This is a genomic window from Catenuloplanes niger (assembly GCF_031458255.1).
GTDB classification, from domain to species: domain Bacteria; phylum Actinomycetota; class Actinomycetes; order Mycobacteriales; family Micromonosporaceae; genus Catenuloplanes; species Catenuloplanes niger.
Map to the genome: position 1 here is coordinate 5,455,863 of NZ_JAVDYC010000001.1, position 15,971 is coordinate 5,471,833.

The window sequence follows — 15,971 nt, forward strand, 5'->3', positions numbered from 1 at the left end:
ATGCCTCGTCAGGTCGATCGGTCTCGGGGGAGGGTGCTCGCCCCAGATATAGGAGTAACCGGGCCGCCACCAAGTTCCCGAGTCTACCCCCGATAGCATGGCTCGGTGACTCCCGCAGCGCTCTCCGAGGTCGTCCTCGCCGCAGCCCGGGCCGTGTTCGCGGCCAAGGGCCTGGACCCGTCCCTGCTACCCGCGTCGATTTCGGTGGAGCGTCCGCGCAATCCCGAGCACGGCGACTACGCATCGACGATCGCGATGCAGGTGGCCAAGAAGGCCGGCGTGCCGCCGCGCGAGCTGGCCCAGGCGCTCGTCGACCAGCTCCAGGCGCAGCCGGGCATCAAAGCGGTGGAGATCGCCGGCCCCGGCTTCCTGAACATCCGCCTGGACGCGGCCGCCGCCGGCGAGCTGGCGCGGCTGATCGTCGCCCAGGGCGAGAGCTACGGGACGAGCGACAAGCTGGCGAAGCAGAAGATCAACCTGGAGTTCGTCTCGGCGAACCCGACCGGCCCGGTGCACATCGGCGGTGTGCGGTGGGCCGCGGTCGGCGACGCGCTGGCCCGGCTGCTGCGCGCGGCCGGCGCCGAGGTCGGCACGGAGTACTACTTCAACGACGCCGGTTCGCAGATCGATCGCTTCGCGAACTCGCTGCTCGCGGCCGCGAAGGGCGAGCCCGCGCCGGAGGACGGCTACGGCGGCGCCTACATCTCCGAGATCGCGCAGACCGTGATCGAGGAGCACCAGGACATCCTGAAGCTGAACGAGGCCGAGGCCCGCGAGGAGTTCCGGCGGTACGGCGTCGATCTGATGTTCGCCGAGATCAAGAAGAGCCTGACCGACTTCGGCGTGCACTTCGACACGTACTTCAACGAGAAGGACCTGCACGACCGGGGGGCGCTGCAGCACGCGTTGGACCGGCTGACCGCGCAGGGCCACACGTTCGAGCGGGACGGCGCGGTCTGGCTGCGCACCACCGACTTCGGTGACGACAAGGACCGGGTGCTGCGCAAGTCGGACGGCGACTGGACCTACTTCGCCGCCGACTGCGCCTACTACCTGGACAAGCGCGAGCGCGGCTTCGACCGGGTCGTGATCATGCTGGGCGCCGACCACCACGGTTACATCGGCCGGATGAAGGCGATGTCCGCCTGCTTCGGCGACGACCCGAGGGTCAACCTGGAGATCCTGATCGGCCAGCTGGTCAACCTGGTCCGCGACGGCGCCCCGGTGCGGATGTCCAAGCGGGCCGGCACGGTCGTCACGCTGGAGGACCTGGTCGACGCGATCGGGGTGGACGCCGCGCGGTACGCGCTGGCCCGCTACTCCTCCGACTCGCCGATCGACATCGACGTGGACCTGTGGACCAGCGCCCGGAACGAGAACCCCGTCTACTACGTGCAGTACGCGCACTCCCGTACCGCCAGCATCGGGCGGAACGCGGCCGAGGCGGGCCACTCGCGCGGCGACAGCGCGGACTTCCGGCCGGAGCTGCTCGGCCTGGACAAGGAGCTGGAGCTGCTCAAGACGCTCGCGGAGTACCCGGCGATCATCGCCTCCGCCGCCGAGCTCCGTGAGCCGCACCGCATCGCGCGTTACCTGGAGGAGGTGACCGCCGCGTACCACCGGTTCTACGACACCAAGATCGACGGGGTACGTCAGCGCGTGCTGCCGCACGGTGACGAGGAGTTCACCGAGCTGCACCGGGCCCGCCTCTGGCTGAACGACGCCACCCGAACGGTGATCGCGAACGGATTGTCCCTGCTCGGCGTCTCCGCTCCGGAGAGGATGTAGGGCATGCGCGCGCACATCACCAGCCCCGAGTGGCTGCGCACGCCGGACGACGTCAACGCGCTGCTCCCGCAGCTCTGGCCGCGGCACGTCGTGCGCGGCACCGACGGCGTGGTCGAGATCGCCGGTAAGACGGTCGCGGAGCTCAAGGAGGAGTTCGGCACGCCCGCGTTCGTGCTGGACGAGGACGACATGCGGGCCCGCTGCCGCGAGTTCCGGGACGCGTTCCACGACGCCGACGTCTACTACGCCGGCAAGGCGTTCCTCTGCAAGGCGGTCGTCCGGATCATCGCGGAGGAGGGCCTCCACCTGGACGTCTGCTCCGGCGGCGAGCTGGCCACCGCGCTCGCGGCCGGCATGGACCCCGCGAGGATCGGTTTCCACGGCAACAACAAGTCGGTCGCCGAGCTGGAGAGGGCCGTCGACGCGGGCGTCGGCCGGATCATCGTGGACTCGATCCACGAGATCGACCGGCTCACCGAGATCGTCAGGGCCAGGGAAACGAGCCAGAAGGTCCTCATCCGCGTCACCCCCGGCGTGGAGGCGCACACGCACGAGTTCATCGCGACCGCTCACGAGGACCAGAAGTTCGGGTTCTCCATCGCGGGCGGCACCGCGTACCGTGCGGCCCTGAAGGTCCTGGACGAGGGAACGCTGGAGCTGCGCGGTTTCCACTCGCACATCGGCAGCCAGATCTTCGACACCAGCGGGTTCGAGCTGGCCGCGCGGCGCGTGCTGGAACTCGTCGGCGAGATCCGGACGGCCCGCGGCGTGGACCTCCCGGAGCTGGACCTGGGCGGCGGTTTCGGCATCGCCTACACCACCCAGGACGACCCGTCCGCCCCGAAGGACCTGGCCGACCGCATGCGCAAGATCGTCGAGGACGAGTGCGAGGCGCAGCAGCTGGTCAAGCCGCACGTCTCGATCGAGCCCGGCCGCGCGATCGTCGGCCCGGCGATGTTCACGCTCTACGAGGTCGGCACGGTCAAGGACCTCGAGATGCGTACGTACGTGAGCGTCGACGGCGGGATGAGCGACAACATCCGCACCGCGCTCTACGACGCCTCGTACAGCGCCACGGTGGCGTCCCGGAGAAGTGACTCACAGCCGATTCTGGCCCGGGTGGTGGGAAAGCACTGTGAGTCCGGGGACATCGTGGTGAAGGATGAATTCCTGCCCGCCGACGTGCAGCCCGGAGATCTTATTGCGGTTCCGGGCACGGGCGCGTATTGCCGCAGCATGGCCAGTAACTACAACCATGTGCCGCGCCCGCCGGTGATCGCCGTCCGGGGTGGTGCGGCGCGCGTCATCGTGCGGCGGGAGACGGAAGCGGATCTGCTCGCATTGGATGTGGGATGACGAAACCAGCTGTTCGCGTGGCCCTGCTCGGCTGTGGCACGGTCGGCGCCGAGGTCGTCCGGTTGCTGCACGACCAGGCCGAGGACCTCACGGCCAGGATCGGCGCGCCGCTCGAGATCGTCGGCATCGCCGTGCGGCGGATCGGCCGTGACCGCGGCGACCTGCCCGTCGACCCGTCGATCTTCACGACGGACGCGCTCGGCCTGATCAAGCGCGACGACGTCGACGTGGTGATCGAGGTCGTCGGCGGCATCGAGCCCGCGCGGACGTGGCTGGTCGAGGCGCTGCGCGCGGGCAAGAGCGTGGTCACGGCCAACAAGGCGCTGCTGGCCGAGGACGGTGGCGCGCTGCACGACGCCGCGGCCGAGGGCGGCGCCGACCTCTACTACGAGGCCGCGGTCGCCGGCGCGATCCCGCTGCTCCGCCCGCTGCGCGAGTCGCTGCACGGCGACCGGATCACCAAGGTCACCGGCATCGTCAACGGCACCACGAACTTCATCCTGAGCTCGATGGACTCGACCGGCGCCGGCTTCGGCGAGGCGCTGGAGGAGGCGACCGCGCTCGGCTACGCGGAGGCCGACCCGACCGCGGACGTCGAGGGCTTCGACGCCGGCGCGAAGGCCGCGATCCTGGCCTCGCTCGCGTTCCACACCCGGGTCACCGCGGCGGACGTCTACCGCGAGGGCATCACGGAGGTCACCGCGGCGGACGTGGCGAGCGCGCGGGAGATGGGCAGCACGATCAAGCTGCTCTGCATCGCGGCCCGCAACGTCGACGCGCAGGGCACCGAATCGGTCAGCGTCCGGGTGCACCCGGCGATGATTCCGCGCAGCCACCCGCTGGCCGGCGTCGGCGGCGCCTACAACGCGGTCTTCGTCGAGGCCGAGGCCGCCGGCCAGCTGATGTTCTACGGTGCCGGCGCGGGCGGCACGCCGACCGCGAGCGCGGTGCTCGGCGACGTGGTCGCGGTCTCCCGCAACCGGCTGGCCGGCACCTGGGCGCCGAGCGAGTCCGCCTACGCCAAGCTCGCGATCCGGCCGATGGGCGACGCGATCACGCGCTACCACGTCAGCCTCGACGTGGCCGACCGCGCGGGCGTGCTCTCCCAGGTCGCGGGCGTCTTCGCCAAGCACGACGTCTCGATCGCCACGGTCCGCCAGGCCGGTCACGGCGACGAGGCCAGCCTGGTGATCGTCACGCACACCGCCCGCGACGCCGCGCTGGCCGCCACCGTCGACGAACTCCGCAACCTGGACATCGTCCGCAGCATCGCCAGCGTGTTGCGCGTCGAGGGCGACAACTAGGGGCCTGTCTGCCCGCTTCCGGCGGGGGCACGTTCCGATTGCTCCCGCGGGCACCGGCCGGGTGGGTGGTCACCCTCGCGGTTCCCGCCGCCGGTCACGTGCGCGGCGCGGCTCACGCCCCGAACCTCACCGGCGCGGCCGAGACACCCCGAATGCCGCCGGCGCGGCCGACGGCACTGAACCAGCCGGCGCGGCCGACGCCACGAACGCCGCCGGGGCGGCGGATCCGAAGATCCGCCGCCCCGGTGTGCGATCGGGAGGGTCAGGCGGCCGCGAACGGGTCCGTCGTGGTGGACGGGACGCCGGTGGTGGAGCCGTCCTCCAGGTTGACCGTGGTGCCGTCCGAGGTGACCGACTCCAGCGTGCCGTTCAGGTCCGCGTCGGTGATCGTGTAGTCGGCGACGCCGTCACCGTCCTCGTCGATCTCCAGCACGTCGACGAGGCCGTCCGCGTTCGTGTCCGTGGCCAGGCCGTCGGTCACGCCGTCGCCGTCGATGTCGGCCTCCGCGTAGTCCAGCAGGCCGTCGCCATCGGTGTCGGTCGCCGCGGTGTCGTTGAGGCCGTCGCCGTCGGTGTCCGCCCAGACCGCCTCCGCGACCCCGTCGCCGTTCTCGTCCAGGCTGGAGTAGTCGGCCGCGCCGTCACCGTCGGTGTCGATGTAGGTGTACGTGTTACCGGCCGTGTCCGTGTCGGTGAGCACGTTCTCGTACTCGGCCGGCGCCGCCAGCTCGTCGTTCAGCGAGACGGACTCGAACTCCACCGGAGCCTCGTCCGTGGTGGTGGTGTCGATGCCGCTGAAGTCCTCGCTCATGTCCTTGCCCTTCGATGCCGATGTGTGCCGCGCCGGCCGGCGCGGAAGGAATGTGCCAGAGGTGAATGCTCACCGGTAAGACCATGCGGGCGCCATCACTGATCACCCACCGCACGTACGGGAGCCGGCCGCCGCGTGGTTCAGCGTGCCGCCGAGATTGTTCAGGCCGCCGCGTACGGGCCGGCCACGGCGGTGCCGTCGGCCGGGTCGACGGGGACCGCGGCGGTGAACGACTCCAGCGTGCCGTCGTAGTCGGTGTCCGTGAACGTGTAGTCCGGGACGCCGTCGCCGTCCTCGTCGATCTCCAGCACGTCGACCAGGCCGTCCTCGTCGGTGTCGGTGACCACGCCGTCCGGCACCCCGTCGCCGTCCACGTCGGACTCGGCCCGGTCGAGCCAGCCGTTGCCGTTGGTGTCGATGCCGACGGTCTCCTGCCGCCCGTCACCGTCGGAGTCCATGTAGATCATCTCCGAGCTGCCGTCGCCGTCCGCGTCGATGTTGGAGTAGTCGGCGACGCCGTCGGAGTCGGTGTCCACGTGCGTGGTGGTCACCCCGTACTGGTCGATCTCCACCATCTCGTACGCGCCCTCGGCCGGCTGGAGGAACGTGTCGTGCAGCGGTGCGGTCTCGTACGCGTCGGCCTCGGTGGTGATGTCCAGGTCGGTGCCGCTGGTGTCGGTGAAGTCGCCGCTCATGTCCCGCTCCTCGGTCTGACGGTGCTCGGTCGAAAGTCTGTGGCGCGCCCCCCGGCGCTGCGAAAAAATATGCCGGACCGGCGGCGCACGGCATATCCCGGAAAAGTGCCACCGATCGGCACGGCGCGGACGGCCGGGCACGAATCACCCGCACCGGCACGTCATGTCCCGCCAGGTGGGTACGGCCCGGTGTGTCCTCGACCCGGTGCACGCGGGTAGGGCAGGCTAGGGCGCCAGGGCTGAATGCCGACTGAGGAGAGCATCATGTGGCGTGGCTTGATCGAGGCGTATCGGGACCGGCTGCCGGTTACCGAGGCGACACCGGTGATCACCCTGCACGAGGGGAACACGCCCCTGGTGCCGGCGCCGGAGCTCTCCACGCGTACCGGCGCCGACGTCTACCTCAAGGTCGAGGGCGCGAACCCGACCGGGTCGTTCAAGGACCGCGGCATGACCATGGCGGTGTCCCGCGCGGTCGAGGACGGCGCCAAGGCGATCATCTGCGCGTCCACCGGGAACACCAGCGCGTCCGCGGCGGCGTACGCGGCGCGGGCCGGCATCACCTGCGCGGTGCTGGTGCCGCAGGGCAAGATCGCCCTGGGCAAGCTGGGGCAGGCGCTGGTGCACGGCGCCAAGCTGCTGCAGGTCTCCGGCAACTTCGACGACTGCCTGGCGCTCGCGTCGAAGCTGTCGCTGGACTACCCGGTCGCGCTGGTCAACTCCGTGAACCCGGACCGGCTGCAGGGGCAGAAGACCGCGGCGTTCGAGATCGTCGAGGCGCTCGGCGACGCGCCGGACATCCACTGCCTGCCGGTCGGCAACGCCGGCAACATCAGCGCGTACTGGATGGGCTACCAGGAGGACCGGGCCGCGGGCAACGCCACCCGGACGCCGCGGATGTTCGGTTTCCAGGCCTCCGGTGCCGCGCCGATCGTGAACGGTGAGGCCGTGCGTGAGCCGTCCACGATCGCCACCGCGATCCGGATCGGCAACCCGGCGAGCTGGACCAAGGCGGTCGACGCGCGGGACACGTCCGGCGGCCTGATCGCGGCCGTCACGGACCGGGAGATCCTCACGGCGTACCGGCTGCTCGCCCGTACCGTCGGCGTGTTCGTGGAACTGGGCAGCGCGGCCAGCGTGGCCGGCCTGCTCCAGCAGGCGGAGGCGGGCAAGGTCCCGGCCGGCTCGACCGTGGTTTGCACCGTCACCGGCCACGGCCTGAAGGACCCCGAGTGGGCGATCTCCACCGCCCCGTCCCCGACCACCATCCCGAACGACGTGCTCGCCGCGGCCCGCTCGCTCGACCTGGCGTGATCCGGGGTTCCCCGTGCCGTTCCGGAACGGCACGGGGACCGCGACGTTCAGCGCGGGGAGGGGCCGGCGAGCATGTCGCGGGCCAGGTGGCGCAGGCGCGCGACCACCTCCGGGCTCATGTCCGGGTGCCAGCCGTCCAGCAGGCGCGCCAGCGTCTCGGTGCGGGCCTCGGCCAGGCGCTGCCAGACCGCGTCGCCGTCCGCGGTGAGCGTCAGGTCGTGCTCGCCGGTGACCAGCCCGGCCTGCCGCAGCTCGGCCAGCCAGCCGGTCACCCGGTCCGGCGGCAGCAGCCGGTGGGCGGGCAACCCGTCGAGGCGCAGCGTCCCCTTCCGGCCGATCCGGCCGAGCAGCCAGGTCGCCCCGGGCCCGACGCCGGTCCGGGCGCGCGTGGCCAGCTCGCCGTAGAGGCGTTCCGCGTCCTCGCGCAGCGCCAGCGCGGCCAGCACCCGTTCCAGCTCGTCGACCGGGCGGGTGGCCGGCGCCATGCCGAACATCTCCGGTGCCAGCACCGGCGTGGTCACCCGCAGCGGCACCTCGGCCAGCAGCCAGGACAGCACCACGGCCACGCCCAGCAGCACCGCCAGCGTGTGGAACCCGGTGTGCACGCCGTCCGTGTAGACGCGCAGGTAGAGGGCCACTCCCTCGGGTGTCTGCGGGGTGCTCATCACGTTCGCGTCGGACAGCCGCGGCGGTAGCGAACCGGCGACGATCGCGGCGAACAGCACCGGGCCGACCGCGCCGCCGAACCAGCGGAAGTAGAGGCTGGCGAACGTGGCCACGCCCAGGTGCCGCGCGTCCGTGCCGTTCTGCACGGCGAGCTGCACGAGCGGGAAGACCAGCCCGAGGCCGAGCCCGATCAGCAGCGTGGCCAGCAGGATCACCGGGAGCGGCGTGGTCGTCTCCATCCGCCCGAGGATCAGCAGTCCGACCGCGACCAGCATGCTGCCGGCCAGCGTCAGCATCCGGTACCGGCCGGTCCGGACCACGGCCACCTGCCCGGCCACCACGGACAGGAGCATGCCGGTGGAGAGCGGCAGCAGTGCCAGCCCGGACCCGGCCGGGCTGCCGCCGCGGGCCAGCTGCAGGTACGGCGGCAGGCTCGCCACGGTCACGAACAGCGCGGCGCCGCCGAGCAGGCCGATCGCGGACGCGGTCGGGAACACCGTGCCGGTGAACAGCTCCGGCGGCAGCACCGGCACCGCGGCCCGGCGCTCCACCCGCACGAACGCGGCGATCAGCAGCGCGGTCACGCCGGCCGCACCGAGCGACCAGGGCAGGCCGCGGCCGGGTGCGCCGGCCCAGAACACCGCGATCAGCACGCCCGCGCCGATCAGCGCCATCAGCGTGATCCCGGCCAGATCCAGCGGTACGCGTTCGCGCTGGTGCGCGCCGGACACGGTCAGCGTGACGACGACCAGCAGCACGAACGCGGTGCCGGCCGTCACGTGGAACAGCCAGCGCCAGGAGAGCGCGTCGGCCAGCAGCCCGCCGGGGACCGGCCCGAGCACGCCGGCGACCGCGTAGGTGGCCCCGAACGCGTTCTGGAACGGCGCCCGCTGTTCGGCCCCGGCCATCCGGGTGGTGAGCACGTGGGTGAGGACGAGCGCGGTGCCGGCGCCGACGCCGTAGATCACCTGCGCCCAGATCAGGGTGCGGATCGACTCGGCCTGCCCGCCCAGCGCCGCACCCGCGGCCGTGGTCAGCAGTCCGGCCTGGAGCAGCCTCTTCGGCCCGTATCGGTCGCCGAGCCGCCCGGCCAGCGGCGCCGCGGTGATCGCGGCGAGCAGCGAGGCGGAGATGATCCAGGCCGCCCGGGTCGGGCCGCCGATCTCGGTGGCGAGGTCGCGCAGCGCCGGACCGTGCCAGGTCTGGTTCGTGCCGGCCAGCAGCGGCGCGCCGAGTAGCGCGCAGAGCGTGAGCGTGCGGCGGGCCATGCCTACAGGCTATGTGGACAAAACAGATAATTTTTCGTTACCGGAGGTTTTCGCCGGCGCGCTCCGCGGCCGCGTCCGCCTCCGCCGCGCCGACCAGCAACTCCGTGGCCCGCAGGACGACGCCCAGGTCCGCGGCGGACATCCGGCACAGCACGCGGGCCTGGCGTTCGGCGCCGGCCATGATGATGCGTTCCACGGTCTGCCGGCCGTGCGGCGTGAGCATCACCCGCCGTACCCGCCGGTCGTTCGGGTCCTCATGTCTTTCCACCAGATCGTGGGCGACGAGCCGGTCCACGATCCCGGTGACGGTGGCCAGGCTGACGCCCATGAAGCGCTGCAGTTCCTGCCCGGATGCCCCGCCGCCCGCGGCCAGCATGAGTAGGATCTTGAGCTGCGGCATGGTCAGATGCGCGTCGAAGAGCGGGTTGGACCGATCGTGCGCGAACAGGTACTGCAGGCGGCGCTGGGTTTCCATGATCTGCGCGATCAGCCGGTCCTTGTCCTCGTCGGCCACCGCGTCTCCTGCCGTCTCGCCGTCTGGGTCCTTCTGCACCGCAGGTCCTTGTGAACTACGGGATGTCCCCGATTGTGGGCAACTTGTTCGCGTAAGGCAAACTATTCGTGTCGAGCTAACTTACCCCAGCAGGAGAAGAGTCTGCTCATGTCCTTGCTCGCAAGACTGAGTCTCGCGAACCGGGGTCTCGTCGCCCTGATCGCGATCATCGTGACCGGCTTCGGGGCCTTCGCCATCCCGTCCCTCAAGCAGCAGCTCCTGCCCTCGCTGGAGTTCCCGGCTGCGTTCATCTTCGCCTCCTACCCCGGGGCGTCGCCGGAGATCGTCGAGCAGCGGGTCACCGAGCCGATCGAGAACAGCGTCCAGGGGATCGAGGGCCTCGACGAGGTCACGTCGACCACCAGCGAGGGCGTGGCGACGGTCCAGGTCCTGTTCGAGTTCGGCACCGACCTGACCCAGACCGTCTCCAAGATCGAGAGCAACCTGGGCCGGATCCGCGCCCAGCTGCCGGAGGACGTCGACCCCACCGTCTTCGCCGGCAGCACCGCCGACCTGCCGGCCATCGTGCTGGCCGCGTCCGGCGGCGCGGACGAGGCGGCGCTCGCGGCCACGCTCAACGAGAGCGTGCTGCCCGAGCTCCAGGGCATCGAAGGCGTGCGGACCGCGGAGGTCACCGGCGCGCGCACGTCGAGCATCACCATCACGCCCGACCTGGCCAAGTTCGGCGCGGCCGGCGTCAACCCGGCCGGCATCGCCACCGCGCTCCAGGCGAACGGCGTCTCCGTCCCGGCCGGCACGCTGACCGAGGGCGAGCGCACGCTGACCGTCCAGGTGGGCACGCCGATCACCACCCTCGAGGACCTGCAGAACATCTACCTCAGCGGTACGGGCGGGCGCGCGGTCCGGCTCGGCGACGTCGCCACCGTGGCCGAGGTGCAGGCGGCGCCGACGTCCTACACGCGCACGGACGGCGTGGACAGCCTTGGCATCTCCGTCACCGCCACGCCGGACGGCAACGCGGTGCGCATCTCCGAGGAGATCCGCGACCGGCTCCCGGAGCTGGCCGCGGCCAGCGGCGCCACGCTCACGGTCGTCTTCGACCAGGCGCCGTTCGTCGAGAAGTCGATCGAGAGCCTCGCCACCGAGGGCCTGCTCGGCCTGGTGATGGCCGTGATCGTCATCCTGGTCTTCCTGCTCTCCGTCCGGTCCACGATCGTCACCGCGGTCTCCATCCCGCTCTCCGTGCTGGTCGCGCTGATCGCGCTGTGGATCCAGGACTACTCGCTCAACCTGCTCACGCTCGGCGCGCTCACCATCGCGGTCGGCCGGGTGGTCGACGACTCCATCGTGGTGCTGGAGAACATCAAACGCCATCTCGGGTACGGCGAGGAGAAGCTGCGCGCGATCACCACCGGCGTGCAGGAGGTCGCCGGCGCGGTGCTGGCGTCCACGCTCACCACGGTCGCGGTGTTCGCGCCGATCGCGCTGGTCGGTGGCTTCGTCGGCCAGCTCTTCGCACCGTTCGCCATCACGGTCACGGTCGCGCTGATCGCCTCGCTCATCGTGTCGCTGACCATCGTCCCGGTGCTGGCCTACTGGTTCCTCCGCCCGCCGAAGGGCACCGCGGAGGAGACCGAGGTCGCCCGCAAGGCCGCGGAGGAGAAGGAGCTGCGCAGCCCGCTCCAGCGCTCCTACCTGCCGGTCATCCGGTTCGCCACCAGCTGGCGCTGGACCACGATCGGCATCGGCGTCGTGGTGCTGGCGATCACCGGTGGTCTCGCCACCCAGCTGAAGACGAACTTCATCGACCAGTCCGGCCAGGACACGCTGAGCATCTCCCAGACGATGCCGATCGGCACCAGCCTGGAGACGACGAACGCGCAGGCCAAGCGGGTCGAGGCGGTGCTGTCCGACGCCGATGAGGTGAAGTCGTACCAGGCGACCGTGGGCGGCGGCGGCCAGTCCGCGCTGTTCACCGGCGGCGGCAGCGGCGCGAACAGCGCCAGCTACTCCGTCACGCTCGAGGAGGACGTCGACACCGAGGCGTTCACCGAGCGGCTGCGCGGCGAGTTCGAGGACCTCGGCCCGTCGGCCGGCGAGATCACCGTCGGCGCGGACTCCAGCAGCGGATTCAGCGGCAACGAGCTCGCGGTCGTGGTCAAGGCCGCGGACGCGGAGTCGCTGGCCGCGGCCGCGAAGCAGGTCCAGGACGCGATGGCGGCCACGCCGGACGTCACGGACGTGACCAGCGACCTGGCCGAGAGCGTGCCGCGCATCGACATCACGGTCGACCGGGCCGCGGCCACCGCGCGCGGTCTCTCCGAGGCGCAGATCGGCCAGCTGGTCTCCGGCGCGTTCCGCGACGCACCGATCGGGCAGGTCACGCTGACCGGTGCCGGCGAGCGCAACGTCGTGCTGGACCTCGGCGGCACCGCCCCGGCGGACCTGGCCGCGCTCCGGGCGTACCCGCTGCAGACGCCGGGCGGCATCGTGCCGCTGGACGACGTGGCGGACGTCAACGAGGTGCAGGGCCCGGTCGAGATCACCCGGATCAACGGCGACCGCAGCGTCACCGTCACCGGTACGGTCAGCGGCTCCAACATCGGCGCGGCCACCACCACGCTGACCACCGAGCTGGACGAGCTGACCCCGCCGGCCGGCGCGAGCTGGGAGATCGGTGGCGTCAGCGCCGACCAGGCCGAGGCGTTCTCGCAGCTGGGCCTCGCGGTCCTGGCCGCGATCGCGATCGTCTTCATCATCATGGTGGCGACGTTCGGCTCGATCGTCCAGCCGCTGATCCTGCTGGTCTCCATCCCGTTCGCGGCGACCGGCGCGATCCTGCTGCTGCTGGCCACGGACACCGCGCTCGGCGTACCCGCGCTGATCGGTGTGCTGATGCTGGTCGGCATCGTGGTCACCAACGCCATCGTGCTGATGGACCTGATCAACCAGTACCGCAAGCAGGGGTACGGCGTGCAGGAGGCGGTGATCGAGGGCGGCCGGCACCGGCTGCGGCCCATCCTGATGACCGCGATCGCCACCATCTTCGCGCTCACCCCGATGGCGCTCGGCCTGACCGGCGAGGGCGGCTTCATCTCACAGCCGCTCGCGGTCGTGGTCATCGGCGGCCTGATCAGCTCCACGCTGCTCACGCTGCTGCTGGTGCCGGCGCTCTACACGCTGGTCGAGGGCCGGCGTGAGCGTCGCGCCGAGCGCCGGGCGCGCAAGGCGGACCAGGTACGGGGCGGCGTCCCGGCCCCCGCCCCGGTCGCGGCCCCGGCTCCGGCCGCCGCCCCGGTGGAGCGGGTCGACTCGGTGCCGGAGACGACGCCGGAGCCGCCCGCCGCACCCTCGGGCGCGCTGCGGGACGGCACCGACCAGTTCGAGGTGCTCCGCCTGCCACGCAGCAACAAGTCACCGCTGCCGCCGCAGGAGTAGCCGATCGGTTCGAGGCGCCTTCCGGATCCGTCCGGAAGGCGCCTTGATCATTTGGGTAAGGTCCCTCTGTGAGTTCACCCCTGTCGCTGCTGGCCCGGAACCCGGACTTCCGGCGGCTCTACCTCAGTGAACTCGTCGTCTTCGGCGCGGACTGGTTCATCATGGTCCCGCTGCTGGTGCTGCTGACCGACCTCACCGGCAGCGGCGTGCTCGGCGCGCTCGTGATGACCGTCGACACCGGCCTCAACGCGCTGCTCCTGCCGTACTCCGGCACGGTCGTCGACCGGGTCAACCGCCGCACCGTGATGATCGTCGCGAACCTGGCCGCGCTCGTCGCCTCGCTGCTGCTCTTCACGGTCCAGGACGCCGGCACCGCATGGCTCGCGCTGCTGGCGATGGCCGCGGTCGCGGTGGCCAAGGCCTTCTACACGCCCGCCGCCCAGGCCGCGCTGCCCAACGTGGTCGACCCCGAGGACCTGCCCGACGCGAACGCGCTGGCCGGCGGCGCCTGGGGCATCATGGTCGTGGTCGGCGCCTCGGTCGGCGGCGTGGTCAGCGGCTTCGCCGGCCCGTACGCGTGCTTCGCGATGGCCGGCGCCGGCCTGCTGATCGCCGCGTTCCTCACCTCCCGCATCCGCCGCCCCCTCCAGGCCGCCGCACCGGACGGCCCACCACCGCACCCGTTCGCCGCGATCCGCGAGGCGCTGCGCCACATCGGCGCCAGCCCCCGCCTCCGCGCCCTGATCACGGTCAAGTCCGCCGTCGGCCTCGGCAACGGCGTCATCGCCGCGTTCCCCCTGGTCGTCGCCGCCTACGGCGTGGGCCCGGCCGGCGTCGGCATCCTCTTCGCCGCCCGCGGCGCCGCCGTCCTGGCCGGCCCGCTGGCCACCCGCCGCCTCCTCGACCACCAGACCTGGCTGCTGCCCGGCCTCGCCATCTCGATGGCCGTCTACGGCCTCGCCTACGCCACCGCCGCGTTCGCCCCATGGTTCCCACTGCTGGTCGCCCTGGTCTTCGTCGCACACTTCGCCGGCGGCACCAACTGGATGCTCTCCAACTTCGCCCTCCAGAGCGCCGTCCCGGACACGCTGCGCGGCCGCGTCTTCGCCACCGACCTGATGCTCACCACCATCGCCATCTCGATCAGCCAACTGGCCGTCGCCGCCGTCATCGACCACGTCGACCCCCGCCACATCATGGTCGCCAGCGGCGCCGTCACCCTCCTCTACGCCTGCGGCTGGGCCATCGCCACCCGCAACCGCACCACCCCCTGACCCCTTCACCCGCGCGCCTCCCGCCCGCTCCCCACCCCATGCCCCGTCTCCCGGCCGATCCGACCGCGGCCAATTGCGGAATTCGCACCCCCGCGGCCGCCGACGTGACTTTCCCCCGACGCCGCATTCTGGGCGGACGTGCCATCGCGCCACAACCCGACTTCGGTAACCGTGACTCACCGGCCGCAGCCCGCCGGGCAATTCACGATGCGCAGTGCCCCTGATTTCACGCGAAAGTCGCCGCCGACTTCTCTCTGAGCAGGGCAGCACTATTCCTCACTGCTGGCGCCGCACTCCTCGCCTGCATCTTTTCGGAAACCTTCCGGCGGCAGCTCGCGCTTCTCGGCAGACAGCCGAGCCCACCGGCCCCGCAGGCATACCCGCCTTCGAATGCGTGATGCCGGCCATCTCGCCGTCCACCGAATCGCACTCGACGGCACCACCACTTTCCCGGCGCGCCCTGCCCCGCGGCGGTTGGTGCACGCGTTCGGTCCCGCCCCGGCCGGTTGAGTACACGCCCGGCGAGTCGTGCCCGCGGTGGTTGGGGCATCGTGTCCGGCCCGGCCTGCGGCGGTTGGGGCACGGGGCTGACGGGGGACTTGCCCGGCCGGTAGCGGCACGCGGTTGGCGGAGCCTCACTGCGGTGGTAGCGGCACATATCGGGCGTGACATGACCACCGCAGCAGCCGCGCACGCTTGGCGGAACCTACCTGTGGCAGTGGTGGCATACGCCTGGCGGCCGAGCCGGATCGCGGTGCCCGCGGGCCCACGTGGTCGACCAGGATCGGACTGCGGCGCCGCGGATCGGCCACCACCACGGAGTCTCTCGTGTCCCGCAGGCATGCGGTCGCGCGCGGACCCCCGCCGCCGGACAGCCGAGTGATCACACGAAGCTGCCCGCGGCACGGCCGGCACGCCGTCGCGCGACATCTGCGGCACCGCAGTCGCATCGTCACCCGAACCCGCGTGCCGCGTCGCGGCCGCACGGCCAGCCGAGGGCGTCCCCGACGCGGCGGGCGTGCCGCCGCGCATGGGGCGTCGGCGGCGTGGCCGCCGTGTGGTCGCGCACGGGCGCCTGTGGCGTGGCGGGCGTGCGGTCCCGCGAGGCTGTCGGCGGCATGAAGGGTGCATGGTCGCGCCGGGGTCTCTGCGGTGCAGCCAATACGTGGTCACGCGGATGCGCTTGCGGCGTCGCGCGGATGTGGCCGCGTGAGGTCCTCTGTGCTGTGGCAGGGGCGCAGTCGCGTGGACGTATCTGCGGCGTGGCGGATGCGTGGCCGCGTGGGGATGTCTGCGGCGAGGTAGGCGTGTGGTCGCGCGGAGGCGCTTGGGGAGCACCTTGCTGCGCGGTGACTGCATGGTCGCGCGGATGCGCCTGCGGCGTGGCGGCGGCGTGGTCGTGCGGAGGCGCTTGCGGCGCGGTGAGTGCGTAGTCGCGTGAAGGTAGCCGTGGTGCGGCGGTTGCGTGGTCGGGCGGGCGTGTTCGCGGAGCGGGGGCCGCGTGGCGAGCCGGGGATGAGCCACGGCGCACACCGTCGACGGC

The 15,971-nt window shown here is 71.7% G+C and carries 10 protein-coding genes; 6 read left to right on the forward strand and 4 right to left on the reverse strand.

The genetic code is table 11. The features are described from left to right. Positions 1–105 precede the first annotated feature (105 nt). From argS to J2S44_RS24325, 3 genes are read left to right on the forward strand one after another with little or no spacing between them, the layout of a single operon-like run. Positions 106–1,788 carry an arginine--tRNA ligase gene (gene argS / locus J2S44_RS24315; protein WP_310418270.1) on the forward strand — a complete coding sequence of 561 codons (1,683 nt, stop codon included), beginning with the start codon at positions 106–108 and terminating at the stop codon, positions 1,786–1,788. Positions 1,789–1,791: 3 nt separating this feature from the next. Continuing rightward, on the forward strand, positions 1,792–3,144 hold the full coding sequence (lysA, locus tag J2S44_RS24320) for a diaminopimelate decarboxylase (RefSeq protein WP_310418272.1): 1,353 nt from the start codon (positions 1,792–1,794) through the stop codon (positions 3,142–3,144). Then, a complete protein-coding gene (locus tag J2S44_RS24325) occupies positions 3,141–4,448 on the forward strand; it encodes a homoserine dehydrogenase (protein WP_310418275.1) in 1,308 nt (435 codons plus the stop codon). The genes lysA and J2S44_RS24325 overlap by 4 nt, the downstream gene beginning before the upstream one ends. A gap of 262 nt (positions 4,449–4,710) precedes the next feature. Here J2S44_RS24325 and J2S44_RS24330 read toward each other — a convergent pair whose 3' ends face one another. Together J2S44_RS24330 and J2S44_RS24335 are read right to left on the reverse strand one after the other, a co-directional pair. Next, on the reverse strand, positions 4,711–5,259 hold the full coding sequence (locus J2S44_RS24330; protein WP_310418278.1) for a hypothetical protein: 549 nt from the start codon (positions 5,257–5,259) through the stop codon (positions 4,711–4,713). A 161-nt stretch (positions 5,260–5,420) separates the two neighbouring features. Beyond that, complete coding sequence (locus tag J2S44_RS24335) at positions 5,421–5,954, reverse strand: hypothetical protein (protein WP_310418281.1); 534 nt, start codon at positions 5,952–5,954, stop codon at positions 5,421–5,423. Positions 5,955–6,218: 264 nt separating this feature from the next. On the opposite strand from J2S44_RS24335, the gene thrC reads away from it, so the two are divergent. Then, positions 6,219–7,268, forward strand: a complete 1,050-nt coding sequence (thrC, locus tag J2S44_RS24340) for a threonine synthase (protein WP_310418284.1) — start codon at positions 6,219–6,221, stop codon at positions 7,266–7,268. A gap of 47 nt (positions 7,269–7,315) precedes the next feature. Here thrC and J2S44_RS24345 read toward each other — a convergent pair whose 3' ends face one another. Together J2S44_RS24345 and J2S44_RS24350 are read right to left on the reverse strand one after the other, a co-directional pair. Continuing rightward, complete coding sequence (locus tag J2S44_RS24345; protein ID WP_310418287.1) at positions 7,316–9,202, reverse strand: MFS transporter; 1,887 nt, start codon at positions 9,200–9,202, stop codon at positions 7,316–7,318. A 37-nt stretch (positions 9,203–9,239) separates the two neighbouring features. Further along, positions 9,240–9,755 (reverse strand): MarR family winged helix-turn-helix transcriptional regulator, encoded by a 516-nt coding sequence (locus J2S44_RS24350; RefSeq protein ID WP_310418290.1) that lies wholly within the window; start codon positions 9,753–9,755, stop codon positions 9,240–9,242. A 108-nt stretch (positions 9,756–9,863) separates the two neighbouring features. Here J2S44_RS24350 and J2S44_RS24355 point away from each other — a divergent pair, with 108 nt between their 5' ends. Then, positions 9,864–13,154, forward strand: a complete 3,291-nt coding sequence (locus tag J2S44_RS24355; protein WP_310418293.1) for an efflux RND transporter permease subunit — start codon at positions 9,864–9,866, stop codon at positions 13,152–13,154. 68 nt (positions 13,155–13,222) lie between these two features. Further along, on the forward strand, positions 13,223–14,428 hold the full coding sequence (locus J2S44_RS24360; RefSeq protein WP_310418296.1) for an MFS transporter: 1,206 nt from the start codon (positions 13,223–13,225) through the stop codon (positions 14,426–14,428). Positions 14,429–15,971 lie beyond the last annotated feature (1,543 nt).

What these genes read in the sequence shown, in the direction of transcription:
- J2S44_RS24355 (WP_310418293.1), top strand. Translation starts at nt 9,864, where the DNA reads ATGTCCTTGCTCGCAAGACTGAGTCTCGCGAACCGGGGTCTCGTCGCC.
- lysA (WP_310418272.1), top strand. Translation starts at nt 1,792, where the DNA reads ATGCGCGCGCACATCACCAGCCCCGAGTGGCTGCGCACGCCGGACGAC.
- J2S44_RS24330 (WP_310418278.1), bottom strand. Translation starts at nt 5,259, where the DNA reads ATGAGCGAGGACTTCAGCGGCATCGACACCACCACCACGGACGAGGCT.
- J2S44_RS24325 (WP_310418275.1), top strand. Translation starts at nt 3,141, where the DNA reads ATGACGAAACCAGCTGTTCGCGTGGCCCTGCTCGGCTGTGGCACGGTC.
- J2S44_RS24335 (WP_310418281.1), bottom strand. Translation starts at nt 5,954, where the DNA reads ATGAGCGGCGACTTCACCGACACCAGCGGCACCGACCTGGACATCACC.
- thrC (WP_310418284.1), top strand. Translation starts at nt 6,219, where the DNA reads ATGTGGCGTGGCTTGATCGAGGCGTATCGGGACCGGCTGCCGGTTACC.
- J2S44_RS24345 (WP_310418287.1), bottom strand. Translation starts at nt 9,202, where the DNA reads ATGGCCCGCCGCACGCTCACGCTCTGCGCGCTACTCGGCGCGCCGCTG.